A 15,084-nucleotide genomic window follows, 5' to 3' on the forward strand; every position below is an offset into this window, starting at 1 on the left:
CGCTCCCGCTGGTTATCCTGCAGAATCGCGAGAGAACGACGATGGATTTCCTCGAGGCGGTCAACGCTGCCGGATCCTGGCTGCAGGCTTTCCTTCTTAATGAGTGGACGCTCTATCAGTCCGCCCTGATTGTCGCCGGTTACCTGCTTTCCGGCTGGCTGGCAAAACGGATCGAGCCGGCACTGGAATCGCGCGCCCGCACCATCAAGGGAAATCCGGATCTGCTTCGCGTCATTATCGCTTTCATGCGGCGAACGCGGTGGCTCTTTCTGATTGTGCTGCTGGCGATTGCCGATGTAGTGCTGTTGCGCTTTGCATGGCCCTCCCACCGGTGGCTGATGGGAACTGCCCTCACCCTGGTGGTGGCGTGGTTCGTCATCTCGGTGCTCACGCGCATCATTCGAAACCAGATGCTGGCCCGTGTCGTCGCCGCCGCGGGCTGGCTCTACTTTGCGCTTTACGCGCTTGGGCTGGACCGGGCGCTCCTTGCAGCACTCGATGACGTCGCCATCAATCTCGGTGCCGTTCGCCTCTCGATGCTGCTCGTCTTGAAGGCCATCGTCCTTTCCGTCGCGCTGATCTGGCTAGCGGTTCTGATCGGCAACATGTCGTCGAACTGGATCCAGAAGTCCGCGGATCTCACGCCGTCCTTGAAGGTTCTCATCAGCAAACTGGTGAAGATAGGGCTCATCGTCTTTGCAGGCACTGTTGCCTTGTCTGCGACGGGCATCGACCTGACGGCGCTCACGGTTTTTTCAGGTGCCGTCGGCGTCGGTATCGGTTTCGGCCTGCAGAAGGTGGTCTCCAACTTCATATCTGGGATCATCATCCTTCTCGATAAATCCATCAAACCGGGCGACACCATTACGCTGGGAGAGACCTTCGGCTCGATTCGCGACCTGCGCTCCCGCTTCGTCTCGGTCATCACGAGAGATGGCAAGGAGTACCTCATTCCAAACGAAGACTTCATTTCCCAGCAGGTCGTCAACTGGTCGTTCTCCAGTGAATATGTCCGCATCGAGGTTGATTTCGGAACCTCGTATGATAGCGACCCGCACGAGGTTGCGCGCATCGCGATCGAGGCCGCCAAGACCATTCCGCGGGTTGCGGGCACCTACGCCCAGCCGGTCTGCTGGATGACGGCCTTTGGCGCATCCTCGCTGGATTTCAAGCTGAGGTTCTGGATCTCCGATCCGAGCAACGGTCTCACAAACGTTCGCGGTCAAGTGCTCATGGCATTGTGGGACGCATTCAAGGCAGCCGGCATTTCGATCCCCTTCCCGCATCGCGAAATCATCATGAAGACACCTGTCGAGCTTGCCCGCGCATCTCTTCGGCAACGACCAGATGACGGCTGCGCTTCCGGCGGCACACAATCCGGGAACTGAACTGCCTCAAAGACGTTCGGCAATATCCGTTCACGAGGTAATCGCCATGCGCCCTGCCGCTTTTTTGTTGTCCTTCGCCCTCGCCGGCTCCCAGCCGCTTGCCGCCGCCGGTCAGGAAGCCAATTTCCTCCAGTCACTTGCCGGAAACTGGCAGGGCACGGGCCACGTGCTAATGCGCATTGGCAGCGATCCGATCAACGTGCGGTGCAGCTTCGCAACGGCGGCGGGCAGGGTCAACTTCTCCATGAACGGCAGCTGCCGCGGCTTTCTCGTCGTGCGCCGGGGGGTTTCGGCAAATCTGAGGCTCAGCGGCAGTCGCTATACCGGAGCCTATGTCGGGCCGTCGGGACAACCGTCCGTGCTGTCCGGAAAACGCCGCGGCAATGCCATTGATCTCTCGGTACGGTGGGCCCGCCCCGTGAACGGTGACCGGAACGCAAACATGACCATCGAGAAGGTCGGCGCCGATGGCCTGCGCCTCCGGACGGTCGACCGCGACCTTACCACCGGCAGGCCGGTCATCACCAGCAGCATCGATCTGCGGCGTCGGTAAGCGGCGTCCGGGCACCGGCAGTATCAGGTGGCACTCGCCGCCTCCCCTGCCTTCATTTCGGATGCATACACGTTCGTGGCAAGCCGCCCGATGGCCGCCAGAACCAGCACGGCAAGGCCGCCTGCCGCTGATGTCAGCGCCAGCGACCAGACGACGCCGATGGCTCCCATCATGTACGCCAGCGCAAAGGGTGCCGTGGCCGACACGATCAGCCGCGCCGCCATCACCCGGCCCTGCAGCTTTCCATACCCGTCGCTTCCGAACAGCATCAGCGGAAGGGTTCCCGTAACGATGCTGAAGAGGCCATTTCCCAGGCCGAAGACAACGGCGAACGCGATGGCGCCAACGACGGACGGCGCGGTCGGGATTAGCAGGAACACCGCTGCGGCCATAAGCATGGCCGCGATGATGGCGAGCTTGAGCGGCGGCAGGTTCCCGCCGAAGAGCATGTTCGTGAACCTGCTGAGCACCTGGGAGGGACCGAAGAACGTCCCGACCAATGCCGCGGTCGCCCCGAGCCCGAGGCCCGAAAGCACCGGCACCATATGCACGAGGATGGCCGAGCTCACCAGCGACTGGAGGGAAAAGGAAAGCGCCATCAGGACGAAACCGGTCCTGCGTGCCGATGCGGCAAGCGTTCCTTCCACGCGTTTCGCTGGTGAGGCCTTGCCACTCCGTTCGCGGTTGCAGCGCATTTTCCGGGAGAGAACGGCATGGATGGGCAGGCAGATGAGGAGATTGAGGCCTGCGAAGACCAGATAGACCTGCTGCCAAGACATCTCGGCGTGCAGCATCGTGGTGATCGGCCAGAAGATCGTCGAGGCAAACCCGCCGATAAGCGTCAGGTAGGTAATGCTCCGCTGTGCCGCCTGCGGCCGGATCTGCACGAGCAGCGCGAAGGCCGCGCCATATTGCACGAGGTTCGAGGCAATCTCGATGCCGATCAGCGCCACGACGAAGGAAATTCTGCCGGGCACCAGCGCGCAGGCGGTCAACGCAGCCGCGGCGATCGCCGACCCCACGGTCATGATACGCCCGGCGCCGAAGCGATCGATCCATTTGCCGAGCGCAGGGGCGGTAAAGCCGCCGATCAGGAGAGCCACGGACAATGCCCCGAACGCGGCCTCCGGGGGCCAGCCGAGATCCCGCGACATGCCGGGAGCAAGGATGCTGAAGCTGTAATAGAGTGTGCCGTAGCCGATGATCTGCGTGAGGCCAAGGGCGACGATGGCGGCGATCGGCGGACGTTCGGTCATATGGATTTCAGGCTCACGCGCTGTTCGAGCTTATCAGCCTCTTCCTTGCGTTCGCTGTAGCGATCGGTGAGATAGGCGGAGGCGTCGCGGGTGAGCCAGGTAAATTTCACGAGTTCCTCGCAAACGTCAACCACGCGGTCGTAATAGGACGAGGGTTTCATGCGGCCGTCCGCGTCGAACTCCTGAAAGGCCTTGGCGACCGAGGACTGGTTCGGGATGGTGATCATCCGCATCCAGCGCCCGAGGATGCGCATCTGCCCGACCGCATTGAAGGACTGCGAACCTCCCGACACCTGCATGACGGCGAGCGTTTTGCCCTGCGTTGGCCGCACCGATCCTACGGAGAGCGGAATCCAGTCGACCTGCGCCTTCATGATGCCGGTCATGGCGCCATGGCGTTCCGGCGAAACCCACACCTGCCCTTCCGACCACTGCGAGAGTTCGCGCAACTCCTGAACCTTCGGATGGCTCACCGGCGCCGCGTCGGGCAGCGGCAATCCTTCCGGATCGAAGATCCGCACCTCGCAGCCGAAGTGCTCGAGCAGGCGCGCCGCCTCATGGGCGAGCAGCCTGCTGTAGGAGACGGTGCGCAGCGAGCCGTAGAGGATCAGGATACGGGGCTTGTGCATCGAAAACAGCGGCCGCAGCGCTGTGGGATCGAGAGGCCGCAGATGTTCGCGGGAGGCTGCCGGCAGATCAGACAAGGCGCTTGCCTTCCGCATCGAGGACCTGTTCGCCATCTTCCTTGGCGAAGGCGCCCTTATGGGTGCTCGGCAGGATGTCCAGGACCACTTCTGACGGCCGCGCCAGCCGCGCGCCGAGCGGCGTCACCACGAAGGGCCGGTTGATGAGGATCGGATCTTTCAGCATCGCGTCGAGAAGCTGGTCGTCGGTCAGCGTCGGATCGTCGAGCCCGAGTGCCGCGTAAGGCGTGTCCTTCTCGCGGATGGCCTGGCGCACCGTCAGGCCGGCATCGACGATCATCCTGACCAGCTCCGCGCGCGACGGCGGAGTTTGTAAATACTCGATGACCGTTGGCTCGATCCCCGCATTGCGGATCATCGCCAGCGTGTTGCGCGACGTGCCGCAGTCCGGGTTGTGATAGATGGTGGCCTTCATAGTTTTGCCTCGGGTGAAAGGGTTGGCGACGCGCCCGGCTGCAGCAGCCAGGTGATGAGAAAGAGTGCCGCGACCGCGCCGGCGATCTCGGCGACCCAGAAGCCCGGAAGATCGAGCGGACGAATGCCGGAAAAAGTGTCGGTTAGCGACCGGGCGAAGGCGACAGCCGGATTGGCAAACGAGGTCGAGGCGGTGAACCAGTAGGCGGCGGTGATATAAAGCCCCACCAGCCACGGCACCGCCTTCTGCTCGAAGCGGATGCCGGCGAGGATCACGGCCACCAGGCCGAAGGTCGCGACACCTTCGGAAAACCATTGTGCACCGCCGGTGCGCACCTTGGTCGACAGCTCGATAACGGGAAGATCGAACATCAGGTGGGCCGCGATCGTGCCGATGGCGCCGCCGGCGATTTGCGCCAAGACGTAGCAGAGGAAGTCGCGTTTCGGCAGCGAGCGCGACATCGCAAGGATCAGCGAGACGGCCGGATTGAAATGGGCTCCCGAAACCGGCCCGAAGATGGTGATCAGAACCACTAGGATCGCGCCGGTCGCCAGCGTATTGCCGAGCAACGCCAGTCCTACATCCTGCGTGAGCGATGTAGCCATGATGCCCGACCCGACCACAGTCGCAACGAGAAGTGCGGTGCCGAGACCCTCGGACACCAGGCGGCGCGGCAGATCGAACATCACCATTATCCTGCCTTCGCGGGATTGCTCGTCGAGCCTTTCATGGCGCCAATCTGGCGCAGGTGCTGCTCCAGAGCGAGCTTGTCGATCGACGACAAAGGCAGGCTCAGGAAGGCCACGATCCGGTTCTTGAGGAACCGCGCAGCCTGTGCGAAAGCCCGGCCCTTCTCGACTTCACTGCCCTCGACGGCGGCCGGATCCTCAACACCCCAATGGGCGGTCATCGGATGGCCGATCCAGACCGGGCAGGCTTCGCCGGCGGCGCTGTCGCAGACCGTGAAGATGAAATCCATTTCCGGCGCGCCCGGCTCGGCAAAGACGTCCCAGGTCTTCGAGCTGAAACCGGTCGAAGGATAGCCCAGCGCCTGCAGCTCCTTCAGCGCATAGGGATTGACCTCACCTTTGGGCTGGCTGCCTGCCGAAAACGCCCGGAAGCGGCCCTTGCCTTCGGCGTTGAGGATGGATTCCGCTAGGATCGAGCGGGCGGAATTGCCGGTGCAGATAAAGAGCACGTTATAGACACGATCGATGGTCATTGCAGCTTCTCCGTGGTTTGAGGGGTGCAGCAAACAGCGACAGCAGCAGCCGGTGCGCAGATTTCGGCATTGCCGCCACAGCAATCTTCCATGAGGAACCGGATCAGGGCACCTAGCGCCCCGTAATTGGCAGTGTAGATGATGGATCGGGATTCACGCTTCTGGTTGATCAAGCCGGAGCGTTCGAGCTCCTTGAGATGGAAGGAGACATTCGAGGGCGATACGGCCGTCTTCTCCGCGACCATACCGGCGGCCATGCCGTCCGGACCCGCAACCACCAGCATGCGGACGATCTGCAAGCGGGTTTCCTGGGCAAGTGCGGCGAAGGCGCTTAGGGCTTGACGTTGATCCATATTTCAATGATCCTTAAATTGTTGAAATATGGAATAATGCAAATGAACGCGATCGACAACAGCAAAATACAGGACCGTGACATCAGCCTCGGCCTGCTACTCGACTTCCTCGCAGGCACCAAGGATTCGCCCTTGGTTTTCCATTACGACGGCCGCCCCGTGAACCCGGGTTACCACGTCACCGAAGTCAAGGCCGGCGAGTTCGCAGCGCTCGACTGCGGCGCCAACCCGGAAGCATGGCGAGAGATTTTCATCCAGCTATGGGACATAGAAGAGGGCGACCGCACGCATATGCCGGCCGGAAAATTCTACGCGATCATCCGCAAGGTGACCGAGCATGTGAAACTGGACGGTTCTGCCAGACTGACATTCGAAGTCAGCGACGGCGTGCGGCCGATGCAGCTTTATTGCGCGGCCATGCCGGTCTTGCGCGGCGGCACCGTTCACGTCGAACTTGCACCTCGCCCGGCAAGCTGCAAGCCGCGCGACCGCTGGCTCGCAGAAGAAACACGCAGGGCTGAAGCCTGCTGCGGCCCCACGAGCGGCAAAAATGCCTGCTGCGCTTAGAGGGCATTGAAAAGCCAGGGCGCGCATAGCGACGGTTATCTCCAGCCCTGCCTAATCATATTGGGCAGGTTGATATGTCGCCGGGACACTGCCGTTATAACGTGCCATGAGGTTTGTGCTGTTTTACATCGTAACGTGCGTTTCCATCAGCCTTGCATTGGGCGTCGCCATATATCCGATCTTAGAAGCGCCTCCGGCGCAGGAGTCCTCGCGGCAAAGCTACCGTCCTCAAGCCGCCAGGATGGAGGGCAAGACGTCTCGCCTGATGGCTTGCGCCACTGCCTCGCCCTGCCTCCAGGAGCCAACGAGCGTTAATCCGAGCGACGCCTTTCGTTTCCGTCGGCCGGTTTTTGTGCCGGCCCCTCTCCGCATCCCGTTGCTGGGCTCGCCCGCGAGGCGCGAGCTTTAAATGGTTGAGCCGGCTCCGGACGAAGCCTTCCGCATCGCCGAATTCCCACAGCAGGCCGGGCGAAAGGGGACGGATGCAACGTTTCGTTAACCCTGTTTAGCGTAGTTTCAACAAAACCAAGGAGGTCGGCAGATTGAGGGGGCGAACAGCATTAGCTCGAAGCGCAGCGTATTTCGTGATTGCGTCGACCTTGGCAGGCTGCGTGAGTGGCCCGGATCACACGCCGCCTGAGATGCCTTTGCCGGCAAAGTTCGGCGAGGGCGGGAAGAAGGAGATCGGCGATGTTGCGACGGTGGCCTGGTGGTCGGCCTATCGCGACAAGCAGCTCGACAGCCTGGTGGCGCGCGGCATCGACCAGAACCTCGACGTGCTGCAGGCGATGGAGCGCATCAATTCGGCGTCCTCCAATGTGACGGTTGCCGGCGCCGGCTCGCTGCCGAGCCTGGTGGTCGGCGCCTCGCACACGGTGTCGGGCCAGATGGGCTCGGAGCGCACCCGGGTGGGCGCCACCAACACCACCGGCGGCGACGCCAACGTCTCCTGGCTGCTCGACCTCTTCGGCCAGTACCGCCGCTCCAAGGAAAGCGCGCTTGCCTCGCTCGATTCGGCCTATGCCAGCGCCGACGTCGCGCGGCTGGCCTTCCTGCAGGACCTCGTCTCGACCTATATCGACGCCCGCTTCTTCCAGGAGCGCATCGCGCTGTCGAAGGCCAACCTGCAATCGCGCCGGGAGACCTATGACCTCACCAAGTTCCAGCTGGAAGCCGGGGCAGCCTCCAGGCTCGACGTCGTCCAGGCCGAGGGCCTGGTGCAGTCGACGCAGGCCGAAATCCCTAATCTCGAAACCAACTTCCGCGTCTCGGCGCATCACATCGCCACGCTGCTCGGTCTGCCGGCGTCGGCGCTGATGGCCGAGCTGCAGAAGGGTGCTTCCCAGCCGATCTACCGTGCCGGCATCATCTCCGGCATTCCGGCCGACCTGATCCGCAACCGTCCCGACATCCGCGTGGCCGAGCGCAATCTGGCGGCGGCGACCGCCAATATCGGCGTCGCCCAATCGCAGCTTTATCCGTCGATCTCGCTCTCCGGCGCGATCTCGCCGACCTGGGTCAACCCGGCCGGCGGCAGCGGCGGCGGCCTGACCACCTGGTCGTTCGGCCCGACGCTCAGCCTGCCGATCTTCGACGGCGGCCGCCTGCGCGCCAATGTCGACATCGCCAAGTCGGACGCCAAAACCGCCTATCTCGCCTGGAAGGCGGCAGTGCTCAACGCCGTCGAGGAGGTGGAGAACGCGCTGTCGGCGGTACGCCGCGACGCCCAGACGGTGGAAGCGCTGCGCGCCCAGGTCAAGACGACGCAGGAATCGCTGGAACTGTCGACGGCGAGCTACAAGGACGGCGCCTCCTCGCTGCTCGACGTGCTCGACGCCCAGCGCCAGGTGTCGCTCGCCCAGGCAAGTCTTGCCGCTTCGGTGCAGCAGATGGCCAAGGACTACGTCTCGCTCAACGTCGCCATCGGCGGCGGCTATGCCCCGGGCGGCAAGGTCAACGCCGTCTCCGCCGCTGTGGCAAAGGGACCCACAAAGAGCTGAGCGGCAGATAAAATCCCGCATGGCCAAGGAAAAAGGACCCGCCCTGCCTATCGGCGAGCCCTTCTCCCTTCATCGGAGGAGTAAAGAGACGGTCACGCAAGCGTGATACCGCTCCCGAGCATCAGACCACGGATTCCCGGTCTTGAACATTTCTCCAAATGGATGAGCCGCTCCTACACCCGATGGCCCGCTGAAACGCGCTTCCTGTGCCGGAATAAGACAGGAACTGGCGGCCGGCCCATAACCCAAAGGGATTAATTGATTTCGTGCAGTAGTATGGCATCCTTGCCTTGGGATCGGGGGCAGTACCGAGTAGAGCCAATTCCAAATGCGGCAGCTAATACTCGCGGACTAATGACCGCGACAAGCTCCTTGCGGAAGGGCTCGCTTCATTGCTGAAGCGAGCCCGGCTTTTTGTCTCACGAATATCGAGCTGTCTTCCGTCTTATCCAGAAAAACAGCGCCCCCCGACCTGGACGGCGCAGGGGACGCTCAGATATCTTCCTTCTCGACCATCAAGCGGCATCGGACCTCGGCTCCTTCGCAGGCAACCGCGCAATCCGCCTCTTACCAGGCGGTATACGCGACGGCCCTGCCCGCGAAAGCATACGCAGCGCCTTCACCTCAGCTTCAGGCAATTCAGCAACAGCCATTCACGACTAATGCATGAAATCCCTGATCTTGTAGGCAACCTCCGTACGGTTGGTGGCATTCAGCTTTTTCATGATGTTGCGGATGTGAACCTTTACCGTACTTTCGCAAAGCTTCATTTCATAGGCGATGATCTTGTTGGCCTTGCCGCGCAGCAAGGCTTCCGCTACGACCGCTTCACGTGGCGTGAAGAGTTCCTCAGCGCAGTTCATTCCGCTACTGACCGCGCTGATGACATGTCTCGCGGCAAGAATGCTGCTTGCAGGAATGAAGATTCCCCCGGCCTGAGCCAGGCCGATTGCTTCTGCAGCGACGCCAATACTAACAGTTGTGGGTATGTAGCCTCGGGCGCCGTATTCCAGCGCTTTGAGGATTTGCGAAAGTTCGTCGCTTTCCGCGCCCACGACGACCGGGCTGGATTTGAACTTCTCGGTCAATTTCGCGATCGTCTGGCCCACATCGACGTCCGTGATCTTCTTTCCGCCGATCATCAAGAGGATGACGGCGGGATCATGCTGGATATGCTGGTTCTGCCAGTCCTCCAGCGAATTGGCGGAAATGATGTTTAAGGTCGGTTGGTAATCGCGAAGGCTGCGTGACAGACACTCCCGGTCAAGCGCACGCGAATCGATCAGCAGCAGATATTCCGTATGCTCTTCCGTCGTAACGAAATTCGCCGACGACAAACTCCGCACCGGATCCCTCGCCTTCAAGGAAATGAGGCGGGTTGTCCTTGCGGCACTAGTATTTTCATTGGTTATTTGTTGCCCGTTCATAGCCGACTCCTACTCTCAACAAAATTGGCAGCCAAAACTAGAGACTCGTTTGAAATACATACGCTTTACTTGCGAATCATACAGTTAGATCAAACTATGTCTGCTGATCCAAAGTACAATTTCATTCATATGAAATTCAAACGCCCCAAATTTAAACTTGCATCTATTATAACTGTCGTCATTAACATATGTTAATCATTACTTATAAAAGATCAGATCTAAAACTTATTTCGTACTGCGCGGCAACATGACCGCTAATCCTTCTAGTCATTATGAATTACGCGTATTGTGAATAATCCTCATATATATAGAATTATCCACAGGGATGCGTTGTCGGCTTTCTTTCGAAGAGCCCGGCCGCCTGGAAGTATTTTGGGAATTTACAGCCGACGCTCCCCCGGCGGCGCCAGGTAGCTTGGGTCGAAATCGACCAGTTCCTCAAGCTTCTTCCGGTCCAGGAATTCGACGACGCCGCTTTTGAATACAAGCAGGCCACTGAGCCGCATTTCCTTCAGGACGCGGTTAATATGGACGGTCGAAAGACCGACGGCATCACCGATTTCGGCCTGTGTCAGCGGACATTCAAACCCATCCACCGACTCATGCTGGAAGACATCTAGCCGGACAGCCAGTTCGAGAAGAAGATGCGCCGTACGGGCAAAAGCGTCCCGGCGGCCAATATTCGCCATCCTTTCGGTCAGCCGGGCCTGACGGCGCACCATCTCCATGAGCAGCGCGCGGTGAAGGTCGTTCGACGCGCTCTCGGGCTTTCGATCGCCAAGCGCCGGCAGTTCGTAGATGCGGATGTTGGAGAGCGCCTGCATCGTCTCGCGAGACAGTTCCGCCGAAGCAGTCCAGACGATATCGCCGGGAAGCGAAAAATCGGACACCATCCGTGTGCCATTTGGAAGCAGCTTCCAGGATATTATCCAGCCGCTGACTAGATAGAAGGTGCGGGTCCGGCGATGTCCAATCTCGAAGATCGTTTCGCCGGCTTGGTAGCCGCGGTACGCTCCTCCCGCAAATTCGCGACGCTTGAGATGACGATTTGCAGAACGCTCATATTCCGCGGTGGTCAGTGTTGCCATTCCCCAAACCCCGTAAGCGAACATCCGCTTCAACTGATCAAAAGTATAATCTTAAGGTTAGAATTGACACAATATCATGCGTCTTTTGCCGTGTCGCTTACTCCATTTTGCTTAAGTTGTTTGTGAATGGCGATGATATCGCGCGCTTCAGGACTACGGTCATACATTGAATCTCTCAGGGCATCATAAAACAACACTTCGCCGGCAATCGACAAGCAGACGAATATCGGGTCCTTCAAGGTGGGATTCAACGAGGGCCGGCTGCAACGCCTCGCACGTCGTCCGGCATCGGACATCCGGAGGTAAGGTCTGGCCAAAGCGCAAATCGCAAACGTCGCATTCCCGTTTCCGCACAGTCCATCGTCAGATTATATCTTTCCTGATCAATGCCTTGGGCGAGCGCGGCCTTAAGAAGAGCGGAAGTTTCGCTCGCAGGCATATGCTCCGCATCCACGAAATAGGCTTCGCGCCCGACGGAGCGGAAAAAGCCTTCGACCTTTTTATCCCAGCTGAGTCCGACATGCGGAATGCGCAGGGAATAGGCGGCGATGCAGGCGTGGAGACGATGGGAAAGGATGACATCTGCGGCATTCAGCAGCCGCAGCAACTGCCCTACGTCCGTAGGCCGATCGGCAAGGTGGAGTACGCCTGAGGTAAGATGATGCACCATCGTGCCTTCGTTCACGATCGCCCTCGCGAAAATGTGATCTTCCGTGGCGCCGTTGCAGAATAGCATCACGCTGAATCCGTCGTCGATCAGCGCATTTATCAGCTTGTGGTACCCGGCCGCATCTCCAAGCGGAATCGGACCTGCCTGGCTGGCATGCCGCTTGAGGACCACCGGTTCCGTGACGCAGATGGCGACCGTCTTTCTCGCGCTCGGTACGCGCGCAGTATCGGCCAGTTGGTGGATCAGGAGTCCAGGATCAGGGATGATGTCCGGAGCCGGCCCGGCTGGAAAGTGATGGCGCCAGCTATCGTAAGCAAACCTATCCCGTACCGAGACGTGCAGCAGCCGCACGCCGCCGATGCGGGCGAACAGCCGCCTGGCTGGCTCCGACCAATTGGCGCTTACGCCAACAGCATAAATCGCAAGCGGGCGGTCGAAGCGCCGAACGCAATCCAGAACTGTTCCGATCTTTAAAGGGAAATTCAGGTCGTCGTCCTGGAAAATATTGCCGCCTCCGATGACGACGGCATCCGCCGCGGCAATCTTCCGTTCCCATTCCACACGTTGCCGCCGGAGCCTTCGCCGGACGACGAACCCGACAGCCAACCGCCGCGCAGGCTTTGGCAGCCTTTGAAGCAGCTTGAGCAGATGCCGGCGACGGCTGCTGCTTGTGCCGCCGAACCCTTGGCGGCCGGCGAGATCGACAGTCTCCACCTCGATGCCGCCGCCAGTTTGCAAAAGGCCATGCTCGATGCACAAAGCCAATATGCCATCGCCAAGGTTCTCGCTGTATTTGACGTTGAAGACGACGATCTTGAAGGGCGTCCTGCTCATGATTGCCGCTCCTGCGAGCTCATCGCATTGGAGACGGGCTCGCTTGCACTGAATGCGTGCGGCGAAGCGAGGGCTGTGGTGGCACCCGCGAGAACGTAGATCATCAGCCCGAGGTCATAGACCGTCCCGGATGTGGAAGCTTCGACCAGCACCGCCAGGATTCCCATTTTCGCGGCGCGCATTGCCGCATCACGTCCGTTCGAGTGCAGTTGCCTCGCAGGTGGGCTTGCTGACAGCACGGCCCATATGAATAGGCCGAATAACAAAATGCCGAGCACACCAACGTTGGAGAGCAGGACCAACACGAAACTGGAGGCACGCGCACTCCCCAGCCCGGCACCCAAACCGAATGTATCGAGGAAGGTCTTGTAAGCAACGGCATTCCACTCAGCGCGCTCGCGCCCTGACTGGCTGTCAGCTTTTGAGAACAGCATTTCATCAAAGAAGCTGCTGACACTCGCAGAGACCTCGGGCAACGTCGCAAAGACAAGAAGAACGACGAGCGGGGTCGCCGCGATTGAGACGGCAATGAAGAGCGCGGGGGGGTGGGGCCTGCCTGCAGGCGAAACGAAAAGCGACCTCAAAAACAGGACCGGAATGATAGCCGCAATGCCGACCAACCCCGTCGCCGATGTCGAGAAGATCAATGCGATGAGCAGAAGTATCGTGAGTCGACCGGTTGTCCGGGCACGAATGTTGTCGAGCCAGAGACTGGCCAACATGGCAAACAGGATCAGCGTGTAGCCCGCAAACGCTGATGCTTCCGGAAAAGTCCCGGAAATCCGCTTCAGCCCTCCTTTCTCGGCGGCGGTCAACAGAGCGTAGTTTGCTGTCCTGACGAAACTAAGCAGGTACTCTGTACGCGAGAAATAGGTGACGATATCAATCAGCGCGAAGATCAATATCACCCTCGCGGTGATCAACGCGGCTCTGATCAGGTCATCATGGGTACCTGTACACCTGAAGAACGCAAAAGTGCTGGCGAAGGCAACCAGGCCGCCTAAAGCATAAACAGGCTGCGTTATATTGCTCGCAGAAGCGCGAAGCGGCACGAGCGAGATTATGTTTCGCAGACCGACCGATCGCTCCACGACCATGGTTTCAGTCATTCCCTGAAAAAGCCGCGGAAAAAATACTGCCGTAAGCAGTCCGAAGACCGTCAGTACCAGCAGGATAAATCCGGCACGCTGCAGAGAAAACGCAGCAAAAATCTGCCCTTCGCCAAACGCCATGAATATTCGCATGGTGAAAAAGAGCAAAAAGAGATTTGGCACTAGGATCGACGCTCCCATGCTGAGCGTGAAGGCCGCGGCCGCGCCGAATGCCGTCGACAGCATCATCCATGTGAAAGAATATTTGACGGGGGCGAGCATCAAAATTACCCCCAGCAGAATAGTTACCAGCCCAAGGAATTCGACTCGCATCCACCGCACCTAGCTTCCTAAATAAGAAATCTATCATGCGCTAAAGCGGTTTGTATTTACGACCGTTCTAAGCCCTTTGCAGTACCGGTTAGGTCGAATTAGGCCCTTTCCCGGGAAAGTGCGCGTGGGATACCTTCCTCGGCATGAGAACGTTGACGCCCAAAACCTGTTTTGGTCTCGAGGCGGGCTGGACCCGGTCAACTGGTCGCCGCCTGAGCACCATGATTGCTGCAGCCCTCCTATGGGCCGGCATTGCGCATGCCGAAGGCTGCACGCCGCCTGGCGATACCGGGGACAGTCTCGATACTGAGCAGATGAGGCTTAGCTTCGAAGACAACTTCGATGATCTCAATGTATCCGCTTGGGGCCCTGGGACCCGCTGGATCGCTCATACCCCATGGTCGGGCGATTTCGGTGGCGCTCGTTTTGCCAATCCCAAACTCGGTTTTCCATTTGTCGTCACTGACGGTGTGCTCCGCATCGAGGCGGCCCGTGACGCCCAGGGCGATTGGCGGTCGGGGCTTCTTGCTTCCGTCGACCCGAAAGGGGCAGGTTTTTCGCAATGTTATGGATATTTCGAGACGCGCGCACGGTTACCCATTGGGCCTCGTCTTTGGCCGGCTTTCTGGCTGATTGGCAAGGACAGGTCGAAATCGACCGCCGAGATCGATGTTCTTGAATTCTACGGGGACAAACCGGAAGGATACTCTTCGACCGTCCATGTCTGGCGCCGCGGTGGCGGGCATTACTCGGATTTCTCGCGCATCGAGGCGTTCCGCGACGCAAAACCCACCGATTTTCACACATACGGCGTAAAGATAGATTCCGAATTCATCCGCATGTATTTCGACAAGAAATTGGTCTGGAAAACCAAAACCCAGCCGGAGCACCGTCAGCCGATGTATATCCTTGTCAATCTCGCGCTGGCGGAGGACGCAGGCGACGCGAACATCCCGGAGCCTTCACACATGTTTGTGGATTACGTTCGGGCGTACAGCGCCAAGTGACGGCCGGCCCAAACGACAGGCGCAACTAACCCGTCAATCATCCGTTCTACCTCCACTGCCATGAAGAAAAATTCAGGTCGCACAACGCGTTAGCGAACAAGCGCGCGCCGTCCGCCGCGCGTAACAGAGTATGCGGAAGCTAGCCTTCTAAGGCTTTCGTGCACTCATTGTCATCC

At 59.7% G+C, this 15,084-nt stretch carries 15 protein-coding genes; 5 read left to right on the forward strand and 10 right to left on the reverse strand.

Features of this window, described 5'->3' with window-relative positions; genetic code table 11:
- The first annotated feature begins 41 nt into the window (after positions 1–41).
- Positions 42–1,388 carry a mechanosensitive ion channel family protein gene (locus N2599_RS12445; RefSeq protein WP_051336838.1) on the forward strand — a complete coding sequence of 449 codons (1,347 nt, stop codon included), beginning with the start codon at positions 42–44 and terminating at the stop codon, positions 1,386–1,388.
- A gap of 40 nt (positions 1,389–1,428) precedes the next feature.
- Positions 1,429–1,941 carry a hypothetical protein gene (locus N2599_RS12450; RefSeq protein ID WP_375714126.1) on the forward strand — a complete coding sequence of 171 codons (513 nt, stop codon included), beginning with the start codon at positions 1,429–1,431 and terminating at the stop codon, positions 1,939–1,941.
- A gap of 23 nt (positions 1,942–1,964) precedes the next feature.
- On the opposite strand, the gene arsK is transcribed toward N2599_RS12450, so the two are convergent.
- The 6 genes from arsK to N2599_RS12480 are packed head-to-tail and all read right to left on the reverse strand — an operon-like array spanning position 1,965 to position 5,891.
- Positions 1,965–3,197, reverse strand: coding sequence for an arsenite efflux MFS transporter ArsK (arsK, locus tag N2599_RS12455; protein ID WP_051336836.1), 1,233 nt, complete (start codon positions 3,195–3,197; stop codon positions 1,965–1,967).
- The gene (arsH, locus tag N2599_RS12460) at positions 3,194–3,919 is read right to left on the reverse strand and encodes an arsenical resistance protein ArsH (protein ID WP_027513615.1); all 726 of its coding nucleotides are present in this window, start codon (positions 3,917–3,919) and stop codon (positions 3,194–3,196) included. Before arsH ends, arsK begins: the two co-directional genes overlap by 4 nt.
- A complete protein-coding gene (arsC, locus tag N2599_RS12465) occupies positions 3,894–4,316 on the reverse strand; it encodes an arsenate reductase (glutaredoxin) (RefSeq protein ID WP_027513614.1) in 423 nt (140 codons plus the stop codon). The genes arsH and arsC overlap by 26 nt, the downstream gene beginning before the upstream one ends.
- Positions 4,313–5,008, reverse strand: a complete 696-nt coding sequence (locus N2599_RS12470; RefSeq protein WP_027513613.1) for an MIP/aquaporin family protein — start codon at positions 5,006–5,008, stop codon at positions 4,313–4,315. Before N2599_RS12470 ends, arsC begins: the two co-directional genes overlap by 4 nt.
- Positions 5,008–5,538: an arsenate reductase ArsC gene (locus tag N2599_RS12475; RefSeq protein ID WP_027513612.1), complete on the reverse strand. Its 531-nt coding sequence runs from the start codon at positions 5,536–5,538 to the stop codon at positions 5,008–5,010. Before N2599_RS12475 ends, N2599_RS12470 begins: the two co-directional genes overlap by 1 nt.
- The gene (locus N2599_RS12480; RefSeq protein WP_027513611.1) at positions 5,535–5,891 is read right to left on the reverse strand and encodes an ArsR/SmtB family transcription factor; all 357 of its coding nucleotides are present in this window, start codon (positions 5,889–5,891) and stop codon (positions 5,535–5,537) included. Before N2599_RS12480 ends, N2599_RS12475 begins: the two co-directional genes overlap by 4 nt.
- A 42-nt stretch (positions 5,892–5,933) precedes the next feature.
- On the opposite strand from N2599_RS12480, the gene N2599_RS12485 reads away from it, so the two are divergent.
- Together N2599_RS12485 and N2599_RS12490 are read left to right on the forward strand one after the other, a co-directional pair.
- Complete coding sequence (locus N2599_RS12485) at positions 5,934–6,458, forward strand: DUF6428 family protein (RefSeq protein ID WP_027513610.1); 525 nt, start codon at positions 5,934–5,936, stop codon at positions 6,456–6,458.
- A gap of 584 nt (positions 6,459–7,042) precedes the next feature.
- Positions 7,043–8,458, forward strand: a complete 1,416-nt coding sequence (locus N2599_RS12490; RefSeq protein ID WP_027513608.1) for an efflux transporter outer membrane subunit — start codon at positions 7,043–7,045, stop codon at positions 8,456–8,458.
- Positions 8,459–9,117: 659 nt separating this feature from the next.
- On the opposite strand, the gene N2599_RS12495 is transcribed toward N2599_RS12490, so the two are convergent.
- The 4 genes from N2599_RS12495 to N2599_RS12510 all read right to left on the reverse strand — a co-directional run bounded on the left by N2599_RS12495 (position 9,118) and on the right by N2599_RS12510 (position 13,709).
- Positions 9,118–9,804 carry a LuxR C-terminal-related transcriptional regulator gene (locus tag N2599_RS12495; RefSeq protein WP_244915107.1) on the reverse strand — a complete coding sequence of 229 codons (687 nt, stop codon included), beginning with the start codon at positions 9,802–9,804 and terminating at the stop codon, positions 9,118–9,120.
- A 461-nt stretch (positions 9,805–10,265) separates the two neighbouring features.
- Entirely contained in the window at positions 10,266–10,973 is a 708-nt protein-coding gene (locus tag N2599_RS12500; RefSeq protein ID WP_084606463.1) for a Crp/Fnr family transcriptional regulator, read from the reverse strand.
- A 247-nt stretch (positions 10,974–11,220) separates the two neighbouring features.
- Positions 11,221–12,477: a polysaccharide pyruvyl transferase family protein gene (locus tag N2599_RS12505; RefSeq protein WP_027510220.1), complete on the reverse strand. Its 1,257-nt coding sequence runs from the start codon at positions 12,475–12,477 to the stop codon at positions 11,221–11,223.
- On the reverse strand, positions 12,474–13,709 hold the full coding sequence (locus tag N2599_RS12510) for a hypothetical protein (protein WP_198521685.1): 1,236 nt from the start codon (positions 13,707–13,709) through the stop codon (positions 12,474–12,476). Before N2599_RS12510 ends, N2599_RS12505 begins: the two co-directional genes overlap by 4 nt.
- A 335-nt stretch (positions 13,710–14,044) precedes the next feature.
- On the opposite strand from N2599_RS12510, the gene N2599_RS12515 reads away from it, so the two are divergent.
- Complete coding sequence (locus N2599_RS12515; protein ID WP_084606462.1) at positions 14,045–14,908, forward strand: glycoside hydrolase family 16 protein; 864 nt, start codon at positions 14,045–14,047, stop codon at positions 14,906–14,908.
- Positions 14,909–15,084: the final 176 nt, after the last annotated feature.

This window comes from Rhizobium sullae (assembly GCF_025200715.1).
Taxonomy (GTDB): Bacteria; Pseudomonadota; Alphaproteobacteria; order Rhizobiales; family Rhizobiaceae; genus Rhizobium; species Rhizobium sullae.